The 13986-nt window shown below is 72.1% G+C and carries 14 protein-coding genes; 6 read left to right on the forward strand and 8 right to left on the reverse strand.

The window, feature by feature from the left end; translation table 11 throughout:
* The coding region (locus tag ADL29_RS40280) for a biotin carboxylase N-terminal domain-containing protein (protein ID WP_157878347.1) at positions 1 to 120 on the reverse strand (120 nt) is incomplete at its 3' end.
* A 476-nt stretch (positions 121 to 596) separates the two neighbouring features.
* Here ADL29_RS40280 and ADL29_RS00005 point away from each other — a divergent pair.
* Positions 597 to 1019: a hypothetical protein gene (locus ADL29_RS00005; protein WP_053922193.1), complete on the forward strand. Its 423-nt coding sequence runs from the start codon at positions 597 to 599 to the stop codon at positions 1017 to 1019.
* Positions 1020 to 1143: 124 nt separating this feature from the next.
* On the opposite strand, the gene ADL29_RS00010 is transcribed toward ADL29_RS00005, so the two are convergent.
* The 7 genes from ADL29_RS00010 to ADL29_RS00035 all read right to left on the reverse strand — a co-directional run bounded on the left by ADL29_RS00010 (position 1144) and on the right by ADL29_RS00035 (position 7552).
* A complete protein-coding gene (locus ADL29_RS00010) occupies positions 1144 to 1710 on the reverse strand; it encodes a DJ-1/PfpI family protein (protein WP_046926295.1) in 567 nt (188 codons plus the stop codon).
* A gap of 358 nt (positions 1711 to 2068) precedes the next feature.
* Positions 2069 to 2971 (reverse strand): MOSC domain-containing protein, encoded by a 903-nt coding sequence (locus tag ADL29_RS00015; protein ID WP_063788360.1) that lies wholly within the window; start codon positions 2969 to 2971, stop codon positions 2069 to 2071.
* Positions 2972 to 3045: 74 nt separating this feature from the next.
* Positions 3046 to 3687 carry a Maf family protein gene (locus ADL29_RS00020; RefSeq protein WP_053921758.1) on the reverse strand — a complete coding sequence of 214 codons (642 nt, stop codon included), beginning with the start codon at positions 3685 to 3687 and terminating at the stop codon, positions 3046 to 3048.
* A gap of 41 nt (positions 3688 to 3728) precedes the next feature.
* Complete coding sequence (locus tag ADL29_RS00025; protein WP_053921759.1) at positions 3729 to 5213, reverse strand: peptidoglycan D,D-transpeptidase FtsI family protein; 1485 nt, start codon at positions 5211 to 5213, stop codon at positions 3729 to 3731.
* Between the two features lie 175 nt (positions 5214 to 5388).
* Positions 5389 to 5517 carry a morphogenic membrane protein MmpB gene (gene mmpB, locus ADL29_RS45895; RefSeq protein WP_279634859.1) on the reverse strand — a complete coding sequence of 43 codons (129 nt, stop codon included), beginning with the start codon at positions 5515 to 5517 and terminating at the stop codon, positions 5389 to 5391.
* A 201-nt stretch (positions 5518 to 5718) separates the two neighbouring features.
* Positions 5719 to 5931, reverse strand: coding sequence for an acyl-CoA carboxylase epsilon subunit (locus ADL29_RS00030; RefSeq protein ID WP_046926292.1), 213 nt, complete (start codon positions 5929 to 5931; stop codon positions 5719 to 5721).
* Between the two features lie 13 nt (positions 5932 to 5944).
* The gene (locus ADL29_RS00035; RefSeq protein WP_046926291.1) at positions 5945 to 7552 is read right to left on the reverse strand and encodes an acyl-CoA carboxylase subunit beta; all 1608 of its coding nucleotides are present in this window, start codon (positions 7550 to 7552) and stop codon (positions 5945 to 5947) included.
* A gap of 152 nt (positions 7553 to 7704) precedes the next feature.
* Between ADL29_RS00035 and ADL29_RS00040 the strand changes: the two genes are divergently transcribed.
* From ADL29_RS00040 to hutH, 5 genes are all read left to right on the forward strand, one after another.
* The gene (locus ADL29_RS00040) at positions 7705 to 8580 is read left to right on the forward strand and encodes a biotin--[acetyl-CoA-carboxylase] ligase (RefSeq protein ID WP_053921760.1); all 876 of its coding nucleotides are present in this window, start codon (positions 7705 to 7707) and stop codon (positions 8578 to 8580) included.
* Between the two features lie 191 nt (positions 8581 to 8771).
* Complete coding sequence (locus tag ADL29_RS00045) at positions 8772 to 9938, forward strand: adenylate/guanylate cyclase domain-containing protein (protein ID WP_053921761.1); 1167 nt, start codon at positions 8772 to 8774, stop codon at positions 9936 to 9938.
* Between the two features lie 210 nt (positions 9939 to 10148).
* Complete coding sequence (locus tag ADL29_RS00050; RefSeq protein ID WP_046926288.1) at positions 10149 to 10964, forward strand: enoyl-CoA hydratase/isomerase family protein; 816 nt, start codon at positions 10149 to 10151, stop codon at positions 10962 to 10964.
* Positions 10965 to 11174: 210 nt separating this feature from the next.
* Positions 11175 to 12311 (forward strand): GGDEF domain-containing protein, encoded by a 1137-nt coding sequence (locus ADL29_RS00055; protein WP_053921762.1) that lies wholly within the window; start codon positions 11175 to 11177, stop codon positions 12309 to 12311.
* 122 nt (positions 12312 to 12433) lie between these two features.
* Positions 12434 to 13978, forward strand: a complete 1545-nt coding sequence (gene hutH, locus ADL29_RS00060) for a histidine ammonia-lyase (protein ID WP_078970621.1) — start codon at positions 12434 to 12436, stop codon at positions 13976 to 13978.
* Positions 13979 to 13986 lie beyond the last annotated feature (8 nt).

Consider the following 13986-nt stretch of genomic DNA (forward strand, 5'->3'; position numbering starts at 1 on the left):
ATGCAGGGCGTCGCGGTCCGGGTCGGCGTAGACAGCCACACTCCCGATCCCCGCGTCCCGGCAGGCACGGGCAACCCGGACGGCGATCTCGCCACGGTTCGCGATGAGCACCTTGCGCACGATGGGTCCTTCCTTGGCGCTTCGCCGCAACAAATTAACGTCGCGAGTTTAGGGACTGACGACACCGCATGCCGAGCCGATCCCGGGGGTGAGCTTGCCCACACGGAGCGTGGCGGAGGTGTCGTCGAGGGACCGAAGTCCCTTGATAGCCCAGGGTAGGCCCGGAATCCGGAGATGGTCACCAAGGCTCGATGTGGTCTAGGTCTCTGGCCGAGAGCGTTCGGCGGGTCGTCAATTCTTTGTGGAGTCCCTACGAATGGGCGAAGGAATCTTTGCGCCCCGCTCCCGCGGCCGGGGCGCCCCCTCCCGTACACCTGAACGCCACTCGTGCAGACCTCTTGCCCCAGCTATTACCCAGCAGTAGCGTGCGCGATGTCTCCGGTACTCGAGGTAACGGCGGTACCGGCCATGGAGCGGTGACGGCGGAAGTGGGTGGGCGGGTGGTGGCGCGCAGGCCGGTGGCCTTGGTTGCGGCGATGGTGCTGATCCTTGAGGCGCTCGGGATCGTCCTGCTCAACTGGATCCTGAGCATTGTCGTGGATCATCAGCAGATGTCGCTGGCGGGGCTGAAGCCCGGCGCGATGTCCGTCGGCGCCTGGGTCGCGGGCGCGCTGTTCGGGCTCTATCTGCTCCTCTGTGCTGCCGTCATGGCACGGACCGGGCTGCGCGACCGCGCGCCCGGCGGCTTCGCCCGCATCGTGCTCATCACCTGTGCGGTGGTGCACGGTGTGCTCGGCGCGTTCGTCGTCGGGCCGGTGGGCTGGCCGGCGTTCGCCGGGATGATGGTCGTCCTCGCGATGATCGTGCTGACGCTGGTGGCGTACGGGGAGCCCCGGACCCCGGCCGCGGACGGTGACGGGGGCGCCGAGGCGCTCGGTACGGCGCCCGGCTCGGCCTGACCGCCGACGGGGAATGGTGGCCCCCCACCGCAGGGCAGATGGCTCAATCCGGCCGCTGCGGTGGCGAGTTCGCGGATCATCCGCCCGTTACGAGAGTCCTGGGGACTGACCCGTCGGACAGGCCCTAGCCCTCCGCCGGCGCCTCCTTGCGCAGCACACCGATGAACGCCCGCATCCACTTCGGCTGGTCGGGCCAGGCCCGTGCCGAGACGACGTTGCCGTCCACGACCGCCGCGCCGTCGACGAAGATTCCGCCGGCCATCTCCACGTCCGGCGCACAGGCGGGGTAGGCGGAGGTCCGGCGCCCCTTGAGGACGCCGAGCGGGGCGAGGGCGATGGCCGCGTGGCAGATGTGGGCGACGGGCTTGGCGGCGTCGAAGAAGTGGGTGACGACGCGCCGGAAGTCGGGGTCGTTGCGCAGGTATTCGGGCCCCCGGCCGCCCGGGAGCACCAGGGCCGCGTACTCCGTCGGCTCGACGTCCGCCAGGGCGAGGTCGGCCGGCCAGGAGTGGCCCTGGCGCTCGATGTAGGTGTCGAAGCCGTCGACGAAGTCATGGGTGACGAACGACAGCTTCTTGCGGGAGGGCGCCGCGACATGGGTCTCGTAGCCCTCCTCCAGCATCCGCTGGTAGGGGTAGAAGAACTCCAGGTCCTCGGTGGCATCACCGGCGATGATCAGGATCTTGGGCATGGTCCGCGCTCCTCGTGGTCGCATCGGGGCATCCGGTCCCGCCACGATGCGCGCCAGGGCCCGTCGGCAGGGAGAACCCGGGGCCGAATTCCGGCCATCGTGGAAAATCACCCGGACGGCCCCGGGGCGGCCGGCGGGTGCCGGTCGGGCTTCCCGTCCGGACGGACTTGCTGCGTACCGTGCCGGAGGCGGCGTGCCGGCGCACCGCCGGACGGCAATGATCCGACCGGGCCGCTCGTCCCGGGCGTCCAGAGGGCCGTGCGCGCGGGCTCCCGTACGTCCTCGCCGGAGCGCAGGGCGGCAGGGGCCCGGGGAGCGGCCGGGCCGGCGGTGAGCCGGGCGGCGCAGTCGGGATCGCTCACATCGTCCAGGACGCACCGGCGCCCGGTGGCGTTCCGGTCCCGCCCGCCTCCCCGGCGTCGCCCCCGGCCTTGTCCCCGGCGCCTTCGACAACAGCGAACTCATCCCCCACCGCCAGCTTCCCCGTCCGCAGCACGGAGTACAGCGCCCCGAACGCCACACCCCCCTCCGGCGCCCGCCGGTACGTGGCCAGCATGCGCAGCGGCTCGGGCCCGGCCTTGGCGCCCGCCTCCTGGTCGACCAGGGTGACGGCGCAGCGGATCGCCGGCTTGGCGAAGCCCAGCTCGGCGACGCCGGCCGTGACCCGTCGCGCGCGGTCCTCCTCGTGCGGGTCGGTCCAGCCGTCCACGACGATGTTCGGCCGGAACCGGCTCATGGGCAGGGACGGCTTGCCCGCCGCGGTGTAGCGGGCGTTGAGGTGGTCGAGGGTGGCCCGGGAGAGGATGTGCAGCGGGCTGCTGTCGGCGTACGCGGAGGTCCCCGGGTGGATCCCGGGCGCGATCCGTTCGTGCTCCGGCGGTACGCACACCAGCCGGCTGGCCGTCCCGAGGACCTCGGACAGCCACCCGGCCGCGGCATCGCCCTGGTCGATGCCCTGGTACGGCGCCCCGAACAGGTCGACGGGGACGCGGGCCGAGGCGGTGTCGACGGGGAAGCGGACCGGGGCCGTGCCCGCGGTCCGCAGGGTGAGGTACGCCCCCTCCTCGCCGATCTCGGGCCGTATCAGCGCCAGCTTCGGATCCCTGCGCTGACTGCGGTAGACGCCGCCTTCGCCGACCACCATGAAGCTCCGGTCGTACGGCAGCCCGGCGGGCGTCAGCTCGGCCTCGGTCAGCGGGACCCCGGCGCACCCCTTGACCGGATAGGTGAGCAGTTCTGCGATGGTCGCCTTTGTCGCCATGAGGTCAGCTTGCTACATACGGCCGCACCGCGCCGGAGCCGGGGCCCGTCAAGTGGCCTGTGTGCGCGGGCCGTTCAGGTCCACAGGTCGGTGATGGCGATGTCCAGACCGGCGAGCAGCCGGCGCAGCAGCGGCAGGGAGAGGCCGATGACGTTGCCGGGGTCGCCGTCGATGCCGTCGATGAAGGGGGCGGAGCGGCCGTCGAGGGTGAAGGCGCCGGCGACGAAGAGCGGCTCGCCGCTGGCGACGTAGGCGGCGATCTCGGTGTCGGTGGGCTCGCCGAAGCGGACGGTGGTGGCGGCGGTGGCGGAGGTCTTGCGGCCGGTCGCCGTGTCGATGACGCAGTGGCCGGTCTGGAGGACGCCGGAGCGGCCGCGCATGGACTTCCAGCGGGCGGTGGCGTCCTCCGCGTCGGCGGGCTTGCCCAGCGCGCGGCCGTCCAGTTCCAGGACCGAGTCGCAGCCGATGACCAGCGCACCCGCCGCCTCCGGGCGGGCGGCGACCGCGGCGGCCTTGGCCTCGGCCAGGACCCGGGCCAGCTCGCCCGGTGTGGCGGCGGTGAGCGCATCCTCGTCGACACCGCTGACGATCACCTCGGGCGCCAGCCCCGCCTGCTGGAGCAGGCCGAGCCGGGCGGGGGACTGCGAGGCGAGGACGAGGCGGCGGGCCCGGGGGTCGGGCTCGGGGTGGTGGTGGGGGTGGGGCGCTGGGGTCATGGTCGCCATCGTACGGAGGCGGTGGCGGGGAGCGCGCGGCGTTACTTGCCCAGCACCGCCCGCATCACCGACTTCGCGATCGGGCCGCCCAGCTTGCCGCCGGCGATCTCGGAGCGGGGGATGTCCATGTCCTTGGGGTCGACGAAGACGGCCACCGCGACCGGGGAGGTGCCGTCGCTCTGCTTGGCGTACGAGACGAACCAGGCGTAGGGGCGCTCGTCGTTGACGTTGGCGCCGTGCTGGGCGGTGCCGGTCTTGCCGCCGACGGTGACGCCGTCGATCGCCGCCTTCTCCGCGGTGCCCTTGGCGACGGTGTACTCCATCATCTCCTGCACCTTCTTGGCGGTGTCCTCGGAGACGGCCTGCGGGTCGTCGGGGTGCAGCGGCGTCGGCTCGAACTTCTCGATGGTGGACATGCCGGGGCCCTTCAGCTCGTCGACCATGTACGGCTTCATCACCTTGCCGTTGTTGGCGATCCCGGCGACGACCATGGCCATCTGGAGCGGGGTGCTGGTCAGGCTGCCCTGGCCCATGCCGGTGAGCGCGGTCTGCGGCTGGTCGAGCTTCTTGGGGTAGCCGCTGGCGACCGCGCGGACGGGGACGAACTGCTCCTTGTTGAAGCCGAACTTCTCGGCGGTCTCGCGCATCTTGTCCGTCCCCAGCTTGTGGGCCGCGTCCAGGAAGACGTTGTTGCACGACCACTGCATGCCGGTCTTCATCGATGCCTTGTCACAGGGGGCGCCGGCCACGTCGTTGCCGACCCGGGTGTGGGTCTGGGGGAGGGTGTACGGAGCGGGGGCACCGGAGGGGGTGTCGATGTCGGTGACGGTGCCGTGCTCCAGGGCCGCGGCCGCGGTGAGGATCTTGAAGGTCGAGCCGGGCGGGTAGATCTCGCGCAGCGCCCGGTTGTTCATCGGCTTGCTCTTGTCGGCGTCGAGGGCCAGGTACTTCTTGGCCTCCGCCGTGCTCAGCCCGGCGAAGACGGAGGGGTCGTACGACGGGGTGCTGGCCAGCGCGAGGATCTTTCCGGTGCGCGGGTCGAGGGCGACGACGGCGCCGCGGGCGTGCAGATCGGTCAGGCCCTTGTAGGCCGCCTTCTGGGCCTTCTCGTCGATGGTGGTGATGACATCGCCGCCGCGCGGCTTCTCACCCGTCAGCACGGCCTGTGCCCGGTTGAAGAACAGCCGGTCGTCCTTGCCGCTGAGGACCTTCTTGTAGACGCCCTCGAGCATGCTCTCGCCCTGCGCCTGCGAGGCGTACCCGGTGATCGGCGCGTACATCGCCCCGTCCTTGTACGTCCGCTTGTACTTGAAGTCGCCGTCGGTCGCCACGGATCCGGTGACGGGTTTGCCGCCCACGATGATGTTGCCGCGCGGATAGGAGAACGCCTCGATCTTGACCCGGCGGTTGTTCGGGTCGTTCGCGAGCTCCTCGCCCGTGACGAACTGGATCCAGGTCACCCGGACCAGCAGGGCGAGGACCAACACCCCGCAGAAGACGGCTATGTGCCGCAGCGGCCTGTTCATCGCGTCGCTCTCCCACTCCCCAGGGGCGCGGGACAGGTACCACCCGCCCCGCCCGATTTGCGCTCTTCGGGAGGTAAAGATGCGACGAGCGAGGCAAAGGTTGCGTCATTTCCGGACGCTCGTCTCCGGGCCCTCGTCTCCGGACGCTCGTCTCCGGGCCGTCACCCCGGCGCCGTCACCGCCAGGCGAGGAGAATCGTCCCCAGGATCGCGGCTATGGCGAGCACGATGCCCATCCGGCGGAGTTTGTCCTGCGCATCGCGCAGCTCCTCGGGCGGCTCATCGGGCGGGTCGGACCACAGCATGCGACCGATCCTGCGCCCGGGCACGGCCGCGGCGCCTGAGTACGCGTACTCAGGCGCCACGGCGCGAAGGACTAGTCAGTGCATGATGCAGCGACTTTCCGGGGGAGCCGGAGCGGCTCTGCGGTGCATCTCACACCGGACCGGTCGGCGCACACAGCAACCGGCAACGACTCCCGCCCCGGCCCACCCCGACGTACGGGGTCAGCGGGGCCAGTAGCTGGTCCGCCAGGCACGCGGCCCCGGGTGCGGCACCCGGGAGCGGGCCGGAACGGTGGACGCCGGGTCGGACCACTCGTCGCCGCGGGCCTCGCCCGCGGGGGCGGCGGCAGCGGCGGCCACCGCCCGCGCCCGCACCACCGCCAGTGCGGCGGCCAGCTCCTCGGGGGTCGGATTGCCTCGTACGACCTTGATCATGGCGACGGACCTCCTAGAGCGGGATGTTGCCGTGCTTCTTCGGCGGCAGCGCCTCGCGCTTGTTGCGCAGGGTGCGCAGCCCGCGGACGATGTGGCGGCGTGTCTCGGACGGCATGATCACCGCGTCGACATAGCCGCGCTCGGCCGAGACGTACGGGTTGAGCAGGGTGTCCTCGTACTCCTGGATCAGCTCCTGCCGCTTGGCTTCCTGTTCGGCCGGGTCCTCGATCGCGGCGAGCGTGCGGCGGTGCAGGATGTTGACCGCGCCCTGCGCGCCCATGACGGCGATCTGCGCGGTCGGCCAGGCGAGGTTGAGGTCCGCGCCCAGGTGCTTGGAGCCCATGACGTCGTACGCACCGCCGTAGGCCTTGCGCGTGATGACCGTGATCAGCGGGACCGTCGCCTCGGCGTACGCGTAGATCAGCTTGGCGCCGCGGCGGATGATGCCGTCGTACTCCTGGTCGGTGCCGGGCAGGAAGCCGGGGACGTCGACGAAGGTGACGACCGGGACGTTGTACGCATCGCAGGTCCGGATGAACCGCGCGGCCTTTTCGGACGCGTTGATGTCCAGGACACCGGCGAACTGCATGGGCTGGTTGGCGACGATACCGACCGAGTGGCCCTCGACCCGGCCGAAGCCGGTGAGGATGTTCGGCGCGAACAGCGCCTGGGTCTCCAGGAACTCGCCGTCGTCCAGCACATGCTCGATCGCGGTGTGCATGTCATACGGCTGGTTCGCGGAGTCCGGGATCAGGGTGTCCAGCTCACGGTCGTAGTCCGACGTCTCCAGGTCGGCCTCCTCGGGGAAGGACGGCGGCTCGGAGAGGTTGTTGGACGGCAGGTAGGACAGCAGCGTCTTGACGTAGTCGATGGCGTCCTTCTCGTCACCCGCCATGTGGTGCGCCACGCCCGAGGTGCTGTTGTGCGTCCGCGCACCGCCCAGCTCCTCGAAACCGACGTCCTCACCCGTGACCGTCTTGATGACGTCCGGCCCGGTGATGAACATGTGCGACGTCTGGTCGACCATCACCGTGAAGTCGGTGATCGCCGGGGAGTAGACGGCCCCGCCCGCGCACGGGCCGACGACCAGCGAGATCTGCGGGATCACGCCGGAGGCATGGGTGTTGCGGCGGAAGATCTCGCCGTAGGCACCCAGCGAGACCACACCTTCCTGGATGCGGGCGCCGCCGGAGTCGTTGATGCCGATGACCGGGCAGCCGTTCTTCAGCGCGAAGTCCATGACCTTGACGATCTTCTCGCCGAAGACGCCGCCGAGCGCGCCGCCGAAGACCGTGAAGTCCTGGGAGAAGACGGCCACCGGGCGGCCGTCGACGGTGCCGTAACCGGTGACCACGCCGTCGCCGTACGGGCGGTTCTTCTCCATGCCGAAATCGGTCGACCGGTGCCGCGCGAATTCGTCGAGCTCGACGAACGAGCCCTCGTCCAGAAGCAGACCGATGCGCTCACGCGCCGTCAGCTTCCCCTTGGCATGCTGCTTTTCCACCGCACGGGCGGAACCGGCATGGGTGGCTTCTTCGACCCGCCGCTGCAGATCCGCCAGTTTGCCCGCGGTGGTGTGGCTGCCTGGATTGTTCAAAGCGGTTGCTTCCGGTTCGGACATCGGGATGCGGCTCCTGCTCGTCCTGGACTGGTGCTCGTACAAGCGCGTACTGAGGGTGGTACGCGTGGGGAACGGGTTTGGCTACCGACTCGTAGCGTATCCGCGGGACTGCTCTGCGGCACTGCGTCGTTGACCACACCTAGGCTGGTCCCATGACGCCTCAACCACCGGGAAACCGGGACAAAGACGCAGGCCGCTGGAGCGATCTGGACCGCCCGCCGCTCTCCGAGCACGCGCTGCGCCGAGCCCTGGTCCGCCCCGGAGCGCTGTGGACCTCCCTGGACGTCGTCGCCTCCACCGGGTCCACCAACACCGACCTCGCCGCGCGCGCGGCCAAGGGGGAGGTGTCCGAGGGCGCCGTCCTCATCGCCGAGGAGCAGTCGGCGGGCCGCGGGCGGCTGGACCGCCGCTGGTCGGCGCCGCCGCGCTCCGGCCTCTTCTTCTCCGTCTATCTCACCCCCCAGGTCCCGATGTCCCGCTGGGGCTGGCTGCCGCTGCTCACCGGCGTGGCCACCGCCGCCGCCCTCGTCCGTTCGGCAGGCGTCGACATCGCGCTGAAGTGGCCCAACGACCTCCTCGTCACGGTGGCGGGCGCGGAGCGCAAGACGGGCGGCATCCTCGCCGAACGCGCCGGCGACGGCGTCGTCATCGGCATCGGCCTGAACGTCTCGCTCCGCGCCGACGAGCTCCCCGTACCCACCGCCGGCTCCCTCGCGCTGGCGGGCGCGCGCGGCACCGACCGCGACCCGCTGCTGCGCGCCGTACTGCGCTCGCTGGAGGACTGGTACGCCAAATGGCAGGACGCCATCGGCGACCCCGCGGCCAGCCGCCTCCAGGAGACCTACGCCGCCGGCTGCGCCACCCTGGGCCGCTCCGTACGGGCCGAACTGCCCGGCGACGCGGAACTCCTCGGCGAGGCGGTCGCCATCGACGGCGACGGACGGCTGATCCTGGCGACCGCGGACGGCGTGCAGCAGCCGGTGGCCGCGGGCGACATCGTCCACCTGCGGGCCGCACCTGGTACGTGACGACGCCGGCCACGAACGGCGCCTGCCCCGGCCCAGCCCGCTGCGGGGTGCCCTCGCGGCGTACCGCGCACCGCCAGTGAGAGTGAGCCAGAGCACACCTGCCGTATCGTTGGGGCGGTCCGCCGTGGAGCGGACCTTGGGCGAGAAGTGATCGGAAGGGCAGTGCGCAGGGACCGGACAGGGAGCAGGCGGTGACCGCGGACGACCCGGGCACCGCCCCGACGAGCGACGCAGCCGACAAGCCGGACGACGAAGCCACCGGCCCGGAGGACGAGGGCCCCGACCAGGGGGATGAGGCGCCCGCCGGGCCCGACGGGCCCCTCGCCATCCGCCTCGAACAACTCATCCTCGGCGCCGACCGCCGCTATACGCCGTTCCAGGCGGCCCGCAGCGCCGGTGTGTCGATGGATCTCGCGGCCCGCTTCTGGCGCGCCATGGGCTTCGCCGACATCGGCCAGGTCAAGGCGCTGACCGAGGCCGATGTGCTGGCGCTGCGGCGGCTCGCCGGTCTGGTCGAAGCCGGCCTGCTGAGCGAGGCGATGGCCGTACAGGTCGCCCGCTCCACCGGCCAGACCACCGCCCGCCTCGCCGACTGGCAGATCGACTCCTTCCTGGAGGGCCTGACCGAACCGGCCGACACCGGCCTGACCCGCACCGAGATCACCTACCCGCTGGTCGAGCTGCTGCTCCCCGAGCTGGAGGAGTTCCTGGTCTACGTCTGGCGGCGGCAGCTGGCCGCGGCCACCGGGCGGGTCGTCCAGGCCCAGGACGACGCGGAGATGGTCGACCGCCGCCTGGCCGTCGGCTTCGCCGACCTGGTGGGTTTCACCCGCCTGACCCGCCGCCTGGAGGAGGAGGAACTGGGCGAGCTGGTGGAGGCGTTCGAGACCACCTGCGCCGACCTGGTGGCCGCGCACGGCGGCCGGCTGATCAAGACGCTCGGCGACGAGGTCCTCTTCTCGGCCGACGACGCGGGCATCGCGGCGGAGATCGGCCTGCGCCTGATCGAGACCATGACCCACGACGAGACGATGCCGGAGCTGCGGGTCGGCATCGCCTTCGGCACGGTCACGACCCGCATGGGCGATGTCTTCGGCACGACCGTCAACCTCGCCAGCCGGCTCACCTCGATAGCGCCCAAGGACACCGTCCTGGTGGACGAGGCGTTCGCGGAGGAGCTGGGACGTACCGGCGAGGCCCCGGTCTCCGAGGCGGACGCCGCGGCCGCGGAGAAGGCCGCCCGGGAGGGCACGGGCGAGGCACCGCCGTCGTACCGCTTCGCCCTCCAGCCGATGTGGCAGCGGCCGGTCCGTGGCCTGGGGGTCATCGAGCCGTGGCTGCTGAGGCGCCGCTCCTGATCACGTAGGGCGATCACGCAGGGCGTGGGTGGCGCCGTGCGGCGTGGCAGGGCCCGCCGAGTGGGCCGGGCCGGGCTGCCGGGGCTGAGCCGTGGCCCACGGGCCACCCCGGCACCCCCGCGTCGCGACCCCTCCTGTTCGTACGCCCCCGTACCTGAAATGATCCCGCCAGATCACTCAGGTCAACGGTCGTTAACCGGGAGGGCTGTCATGGACGGCGGGACACGCGAGATGCGGCGGTTCGGGGAAGAGGGCTGGGTCGGGATCGAACGGCACGGCTTTGTGGCGGAGCTGGTCATGGACCGGCCGAAGGCCATGAACGCGGTCTCCACGGCGATGGCCGACGCCCTGTCGCAGGCGTGCACCGAGCTGGCCGCCGACCGGTCGGTACGGGCCGTGGTGCTCAGCTCCACCCATGAGCGGGCCTTCTGCGTGGGCGCCGACCTCAAGGAGCGCAACTCCTTCACGGACGCGGACCTGATGCGCCAGCGGCCGCACACCCGCGCCGCGTACACCGGGGTGCTGGAGCTGCCGGTGCCCACCATCGCCGCCGTCCACGGCTTCGCGCTCGGCGGCGGTTTCGAGCTGGCGCTGGCCTGCGATCTGATCGTCGCGGACGGCAGCGCGGTGGTCGGGCTGCCGGAGGTGTCGGTCGGCGTGATCCCCGGCGGTGGGGGCACCCAGCTGCTGCCGCGCCGGGTGGGGGCCGCCAGGGCGGCGGAGCTGGTGTTCACCGCGCGCCGGGTGCCGGCCGCCGAGGCCGCGGAGCTGGGGCTGGTGGACCAGCTGGCCGCCGACGGGCAGGACCGCACGGAGGCGCTGGCGCTGGCGGCCCGGATCGCCCGCAACTCGCCGGTCGGGCTGCGCGCCGCCAAGAAGGCCCTGCGGCTGGGGCACGGCCTCGACCTGCGCGCGGGCCTGGAACTGGAGGACGGCGCCTGGCGCAGCGTGGCCTTTTCGGGGGACCGCGCGGAGGGGGTCGCGGCGTTCAACGAGAAGCGGGACCCTGACTGGCCGGGGGAGTGACCCGTCGGCCGGGGGGGGGCCGGGCGGCGCCCCTCTTGATCACTGAGTGCAACCCTCAGCGGCTCCTGCCCCGGCCTGCCCCGACGTACGGCGCCGCGCGCATTGGGTGAAACATTCCTACCCTGTAGTTCAGGGTGTGCTCACGGTGACGGGTTCACGGGAACGGAATGTGAGGATCCGGTGACGGGCCAGGGCAGTGCCGACGGCGATATGAGGCTGCGGGCGGTGGTGGAGCTGGCGCAGGCGATGGCGGCAGCGCCCACCCCGCACGAATCGGCGCGCGCCGCCGCCCTGGGTGCGCAGCAGGCCCTGGGCGGCTCCTTCGCGGCGGTCTCCAAGTGGGAGCGGGAGCTGGGCAAGCTGCGCGTGCTGGTCAATGTGGGCGAACTGGCCGAAGGGGAAGAGGAGTTCCCGGACGACGAGGCGTACCCGGTGCACGAGTTCCCCGAGATCGCCGGCCTGCCGCACGAGCGGTGGTCCGGTGGTGAGCCCGACGCCTGGGTGGAGACCGCCGACGGGCCGTACGCGGAAGGCCGCCCGGGTGACGGCCGCTGCAACCATCAGCGGGTGGCCGCGCTGCGCCGCCGCGGCCGCGGCTGCTGTGTGGTGGCGCCGATCGTGCTGCACGGCCGGGCGTGGGGTGAGCTGTATGTCGCACGGCGTGTCGGGGAGCCGGTCTTCACCCGGCCGGACGCGGATTTCGCGACCGTGCTCGCCGCCGTCGCGGCCGCCGGGATCGCCCAGACCGAGCGCCTCGCCGAGGCCCGCCGGCTGGCCTTCACCGACGCGCTGACCGGTCTCGCCAACCGCCGCGCCGTGGACATCCGGCTGGACGAGGCGCTGGAGCTGCACTGCCGGGAGGGTGCGGTGGTCAGCCTGGTGGTGTGCGATCTCAACGGGCTGAAGGAGGTGAACGACTCGCGCGGCCACGCCGTCGGTGACCGCCTGCTGGAACGATTCGGCTCGGTGCTCTCGCTGTGCGGCGCGATACTGCCCGGCACCCTCGCGGCCCGGCTCGGCGGCGATGAGTTCTGTCTGCTGTCGGTCGGCCCGTCGTCGGACGAGGTGGTCAAGGTGTCGGGCGAACTGTGCGCCCGTGCCGGGGAGTTGGACCTCGGCGACGGGGTCGCGGTCGGCGTCGCCTCGACCGGCGACCCGATCGGGCCGGTGCGCTCCGCCCGCCGCCTCTTCCGGCTGGCGGACGCGGCGCAGTACCGCGCCAAGGCCGCGCGCTCGGGCGAGCCGGTGGTCGCCGGGCGGCACGGCGGCCCCGACGATCCGGTCGTCCGGCTCGCGGACGCCCCGGAGCCGCGGCAGGGGCCGGAGCGTCGGCGGTTCCGCAGGTGAGGCCGCCGCGGGCAGGTGGTGTCGCCGTGAGAGGTGCACGCTGGGTAAGGGGTGGTCCCGATATCCGGTCGTGACGAAACGCCTCGTGACATCCGGCGATTCAGTCTCTAGGGTGCCTGAATATGGATATGCACACTGTGGTGCTGGGGACGTCCGGCACGACCGCACAGGACGTCATCGCGGTGGCCCGCGGTGCCGCCCGGATCGAGCTGCCCGAAGAGACGCTCGCGGCCGTCGCGGCCTCCCGCGCCTTCATCGACGACCTCGCTGCCAAGCCCGACCCCGTGTACGGCGTTTCGACGGGCTTCGGTGCCCTCGCCGTCCGCCACATCAGCCCCGAGCTGCGCGCCCAGCTCCAGCGCAACATCGTGCGCTCGCACGCCGCCGGGATGGGCCCGCGCGTCGAGCGCGAGGTCGTCCGCGCGCTGATGTTCCTGCGGCTGAAGACCCTGGCCTCCGGCCGTACCGGGGTGCGCCCGGTGGTCGTCGAGACCATGGCCGCGATACTCAACGCCGGCATCACGCCCGTCGTCCACGAATACGGCTCGCTCGGCTGCTCCGGCGACCTGGCCCCGCTCTCGCACTGCGCGCTGACGCTGCTGGGCGAGGGCGACGCCGAGGGGCCCGACGGCGTCGTCCGCCCGGCCGGCGAGCTGCTGGCCGCGCACGGCATCGCCCCCGTCGAGCTGCGCGAGAAGGAGGGCCTGGCCCTCCTCAACGGCACCGACGGCATGCTCGGCATGCTGGTGATGGCCTGCGCCGACCTCGCCCGGCTCTTCACCTCCGCGGACATCACCGCCGCCCTCTCCCTGGAGGCGCTGCTCGGTACGGACAGGGTGCTCGCGCCCGAGCTGCACGCCATCCGCCCGCACCCCGGCCAGGCCGCCTCGGCCGCCAACATGCTCAAGGTGCTGGCCGGTTCGGGCTTCACCGGGCACCACCAGGACGACGCCCCGCGCGTCCAGGATGCCTACTCCATCCGCTGCGCCCCCCAGGTCGCCGGCGCCGGCCGGGACACCCTGGACCACGCCCGCCTGGTGGCCGACCGCGAGCTGGCGTCGTCGGTCGACAACCCGGTGGTGCTCCCCGACGGCCGGGTCGAGTCCAACGGCAACTTCCACGGGGCCCCGGTCGCCTACGTCCTGGACTTCCTCGCCATCGCCGCGGCCGACCTCGGCTCCATCGCGGAGCGCCGTACCGACCGTCTCCTGGACAAGAACCGTTCGCACGGGCTGCCCGCCTTCCTGGCCGGTGACCCGGGCGTCGACTCCGGCCTGATGATCGCGCAGTACACCCAGGCCGCGCTGGTCAGCGAGCTGAAGCGGCTGGCCGCGCCCGCCTCGGTGGACTCCATCCCGTCCTCCGCCATGCAGGAGGACCATGTCTCCATGGGCTGGTCGGCGGCCCGCAAGCTGCGCACCGCCGTCGACAACCTCACCCGGGTCGTCGCCGTCGAGCTCTACGCCGCGACCCGCGCGATCGAGATGCGCGACGGCCTGACGGCGGCCCCCGCGACGCTCGCGGTGCTGGACGCCGTACGGGCGGCTGGCATCAAGGGGCCGGGCGAGGACCGTTTCCTGGCGCCCGACCTGGAGGCCGCCTACGCCTTCGTACGGTCCGGGAAGCTGGTCGAGGCCGTGGAGCCGGTGACCGGGGAGCTGGCCTGACGGACCCT

Origin of the sequence: Streptomyces chattanoogensis, from assembly GCF_001294335.1 — a bacterium.
Taxonomy (GTDB): Bacteria; Actinomycetota; Actinomycetes; order Streptomycetales; family Streptomycetaceae; genus Streptomyces; species Streptomyces chattanoogensis.

What these genes read in the sequence shown, in the direction of transcription:
- ADL29_RS00010 (WP_046926295.1), bottom strand. Translation starts at nt 1,710, where the DNA reads ATGCCCAAGATCCTGATCATCGCCGGTGATGCCACCGAGGACCTGGAG.
- ADL29_RS00035 (WP_046926291.1), bottom strand. Translation starts at nt 7,552, where the DNA reads ATGTCCGAACCGGAAGCAACCGCTTTGAACAATCCAGGCAGCCACACC.
- hutH (WP_078970621.1), top strand. Translation starts at nt 12,434, where the DNA reads ATGGATATGCACACTGTGGTGCTGGGGACGTCCGGCACGACCGCACAG.
- ADL29_RS00025 (WP_053921759.1), bottom strand. Translation starts at nt 5,213, where the DNA reads ATGAACAGGCCGCTGCGGCACATAGCCGTCTTCTGCGGGGTGTTGGTC.
- ADL29_RS00030 (WP_046926292.1), bottom strand. Translation starts at nt 5,931, where the DNA reads ATGATCAAGGTCGTACGAGGCAATCCGACCCCCGAGGAGCTGGCCGCC.
- ADL29_RS00020 (WP_053921758.1), bottom strand. Translation starts at nt 3,687, where the DNA reads ATGACCCCAGCGCCCCACCCCCACCACCACCCCGAGCCCGACCCCCGG.
- mmpB (WP_279634859.1), bottom strand. Translation starts at nt 5,517, where the DNA reads ATGCTGTGGTCCGACCCGCCCGATGAGCCGCCCGAGGAGCTGCGCGAT.
- ADL29_RS00015 (WP_063788360.1), bottom strand. Translation starts at nt 2,971, where the DNA reads ATGGCGACAAAGGCGACCATCGCAGAACTGCTCACCTATCCGGTCAAG.
- ADL29_RS00040 (WP_053921760.1), top strand. Translation starts at nt 7,705, where the DNA reads ATGACGCCTCAACCACCGGGAAACCGGGACAAAGACGCAGGCCGCTGG.
- ADL29_RS00005 (WP_053922193.1), top strand. Translation starts at nt 597, where the DNA reads ATGGTGCTGATCCTTGAGGCGCTCGGGATCGTCCTGCTCAACTGGATC.
- ADL29_RS00055 (WP_053921762.1), top strand. Translation starts at nt 11,175, where the DNA reads ATGAGGCTGCGGGCGGTGGTGGAGCTGGCGCAGGCGATGGCGGCAGCG.
- ADL29_RS00050 (WP_046926288.1), top strand. Translation starts at nt 10,149, where the DNA reads ATGGACGGCGGGACACGCGAGATGCGGCGGTTCGGGGAAGAGGGCTGG.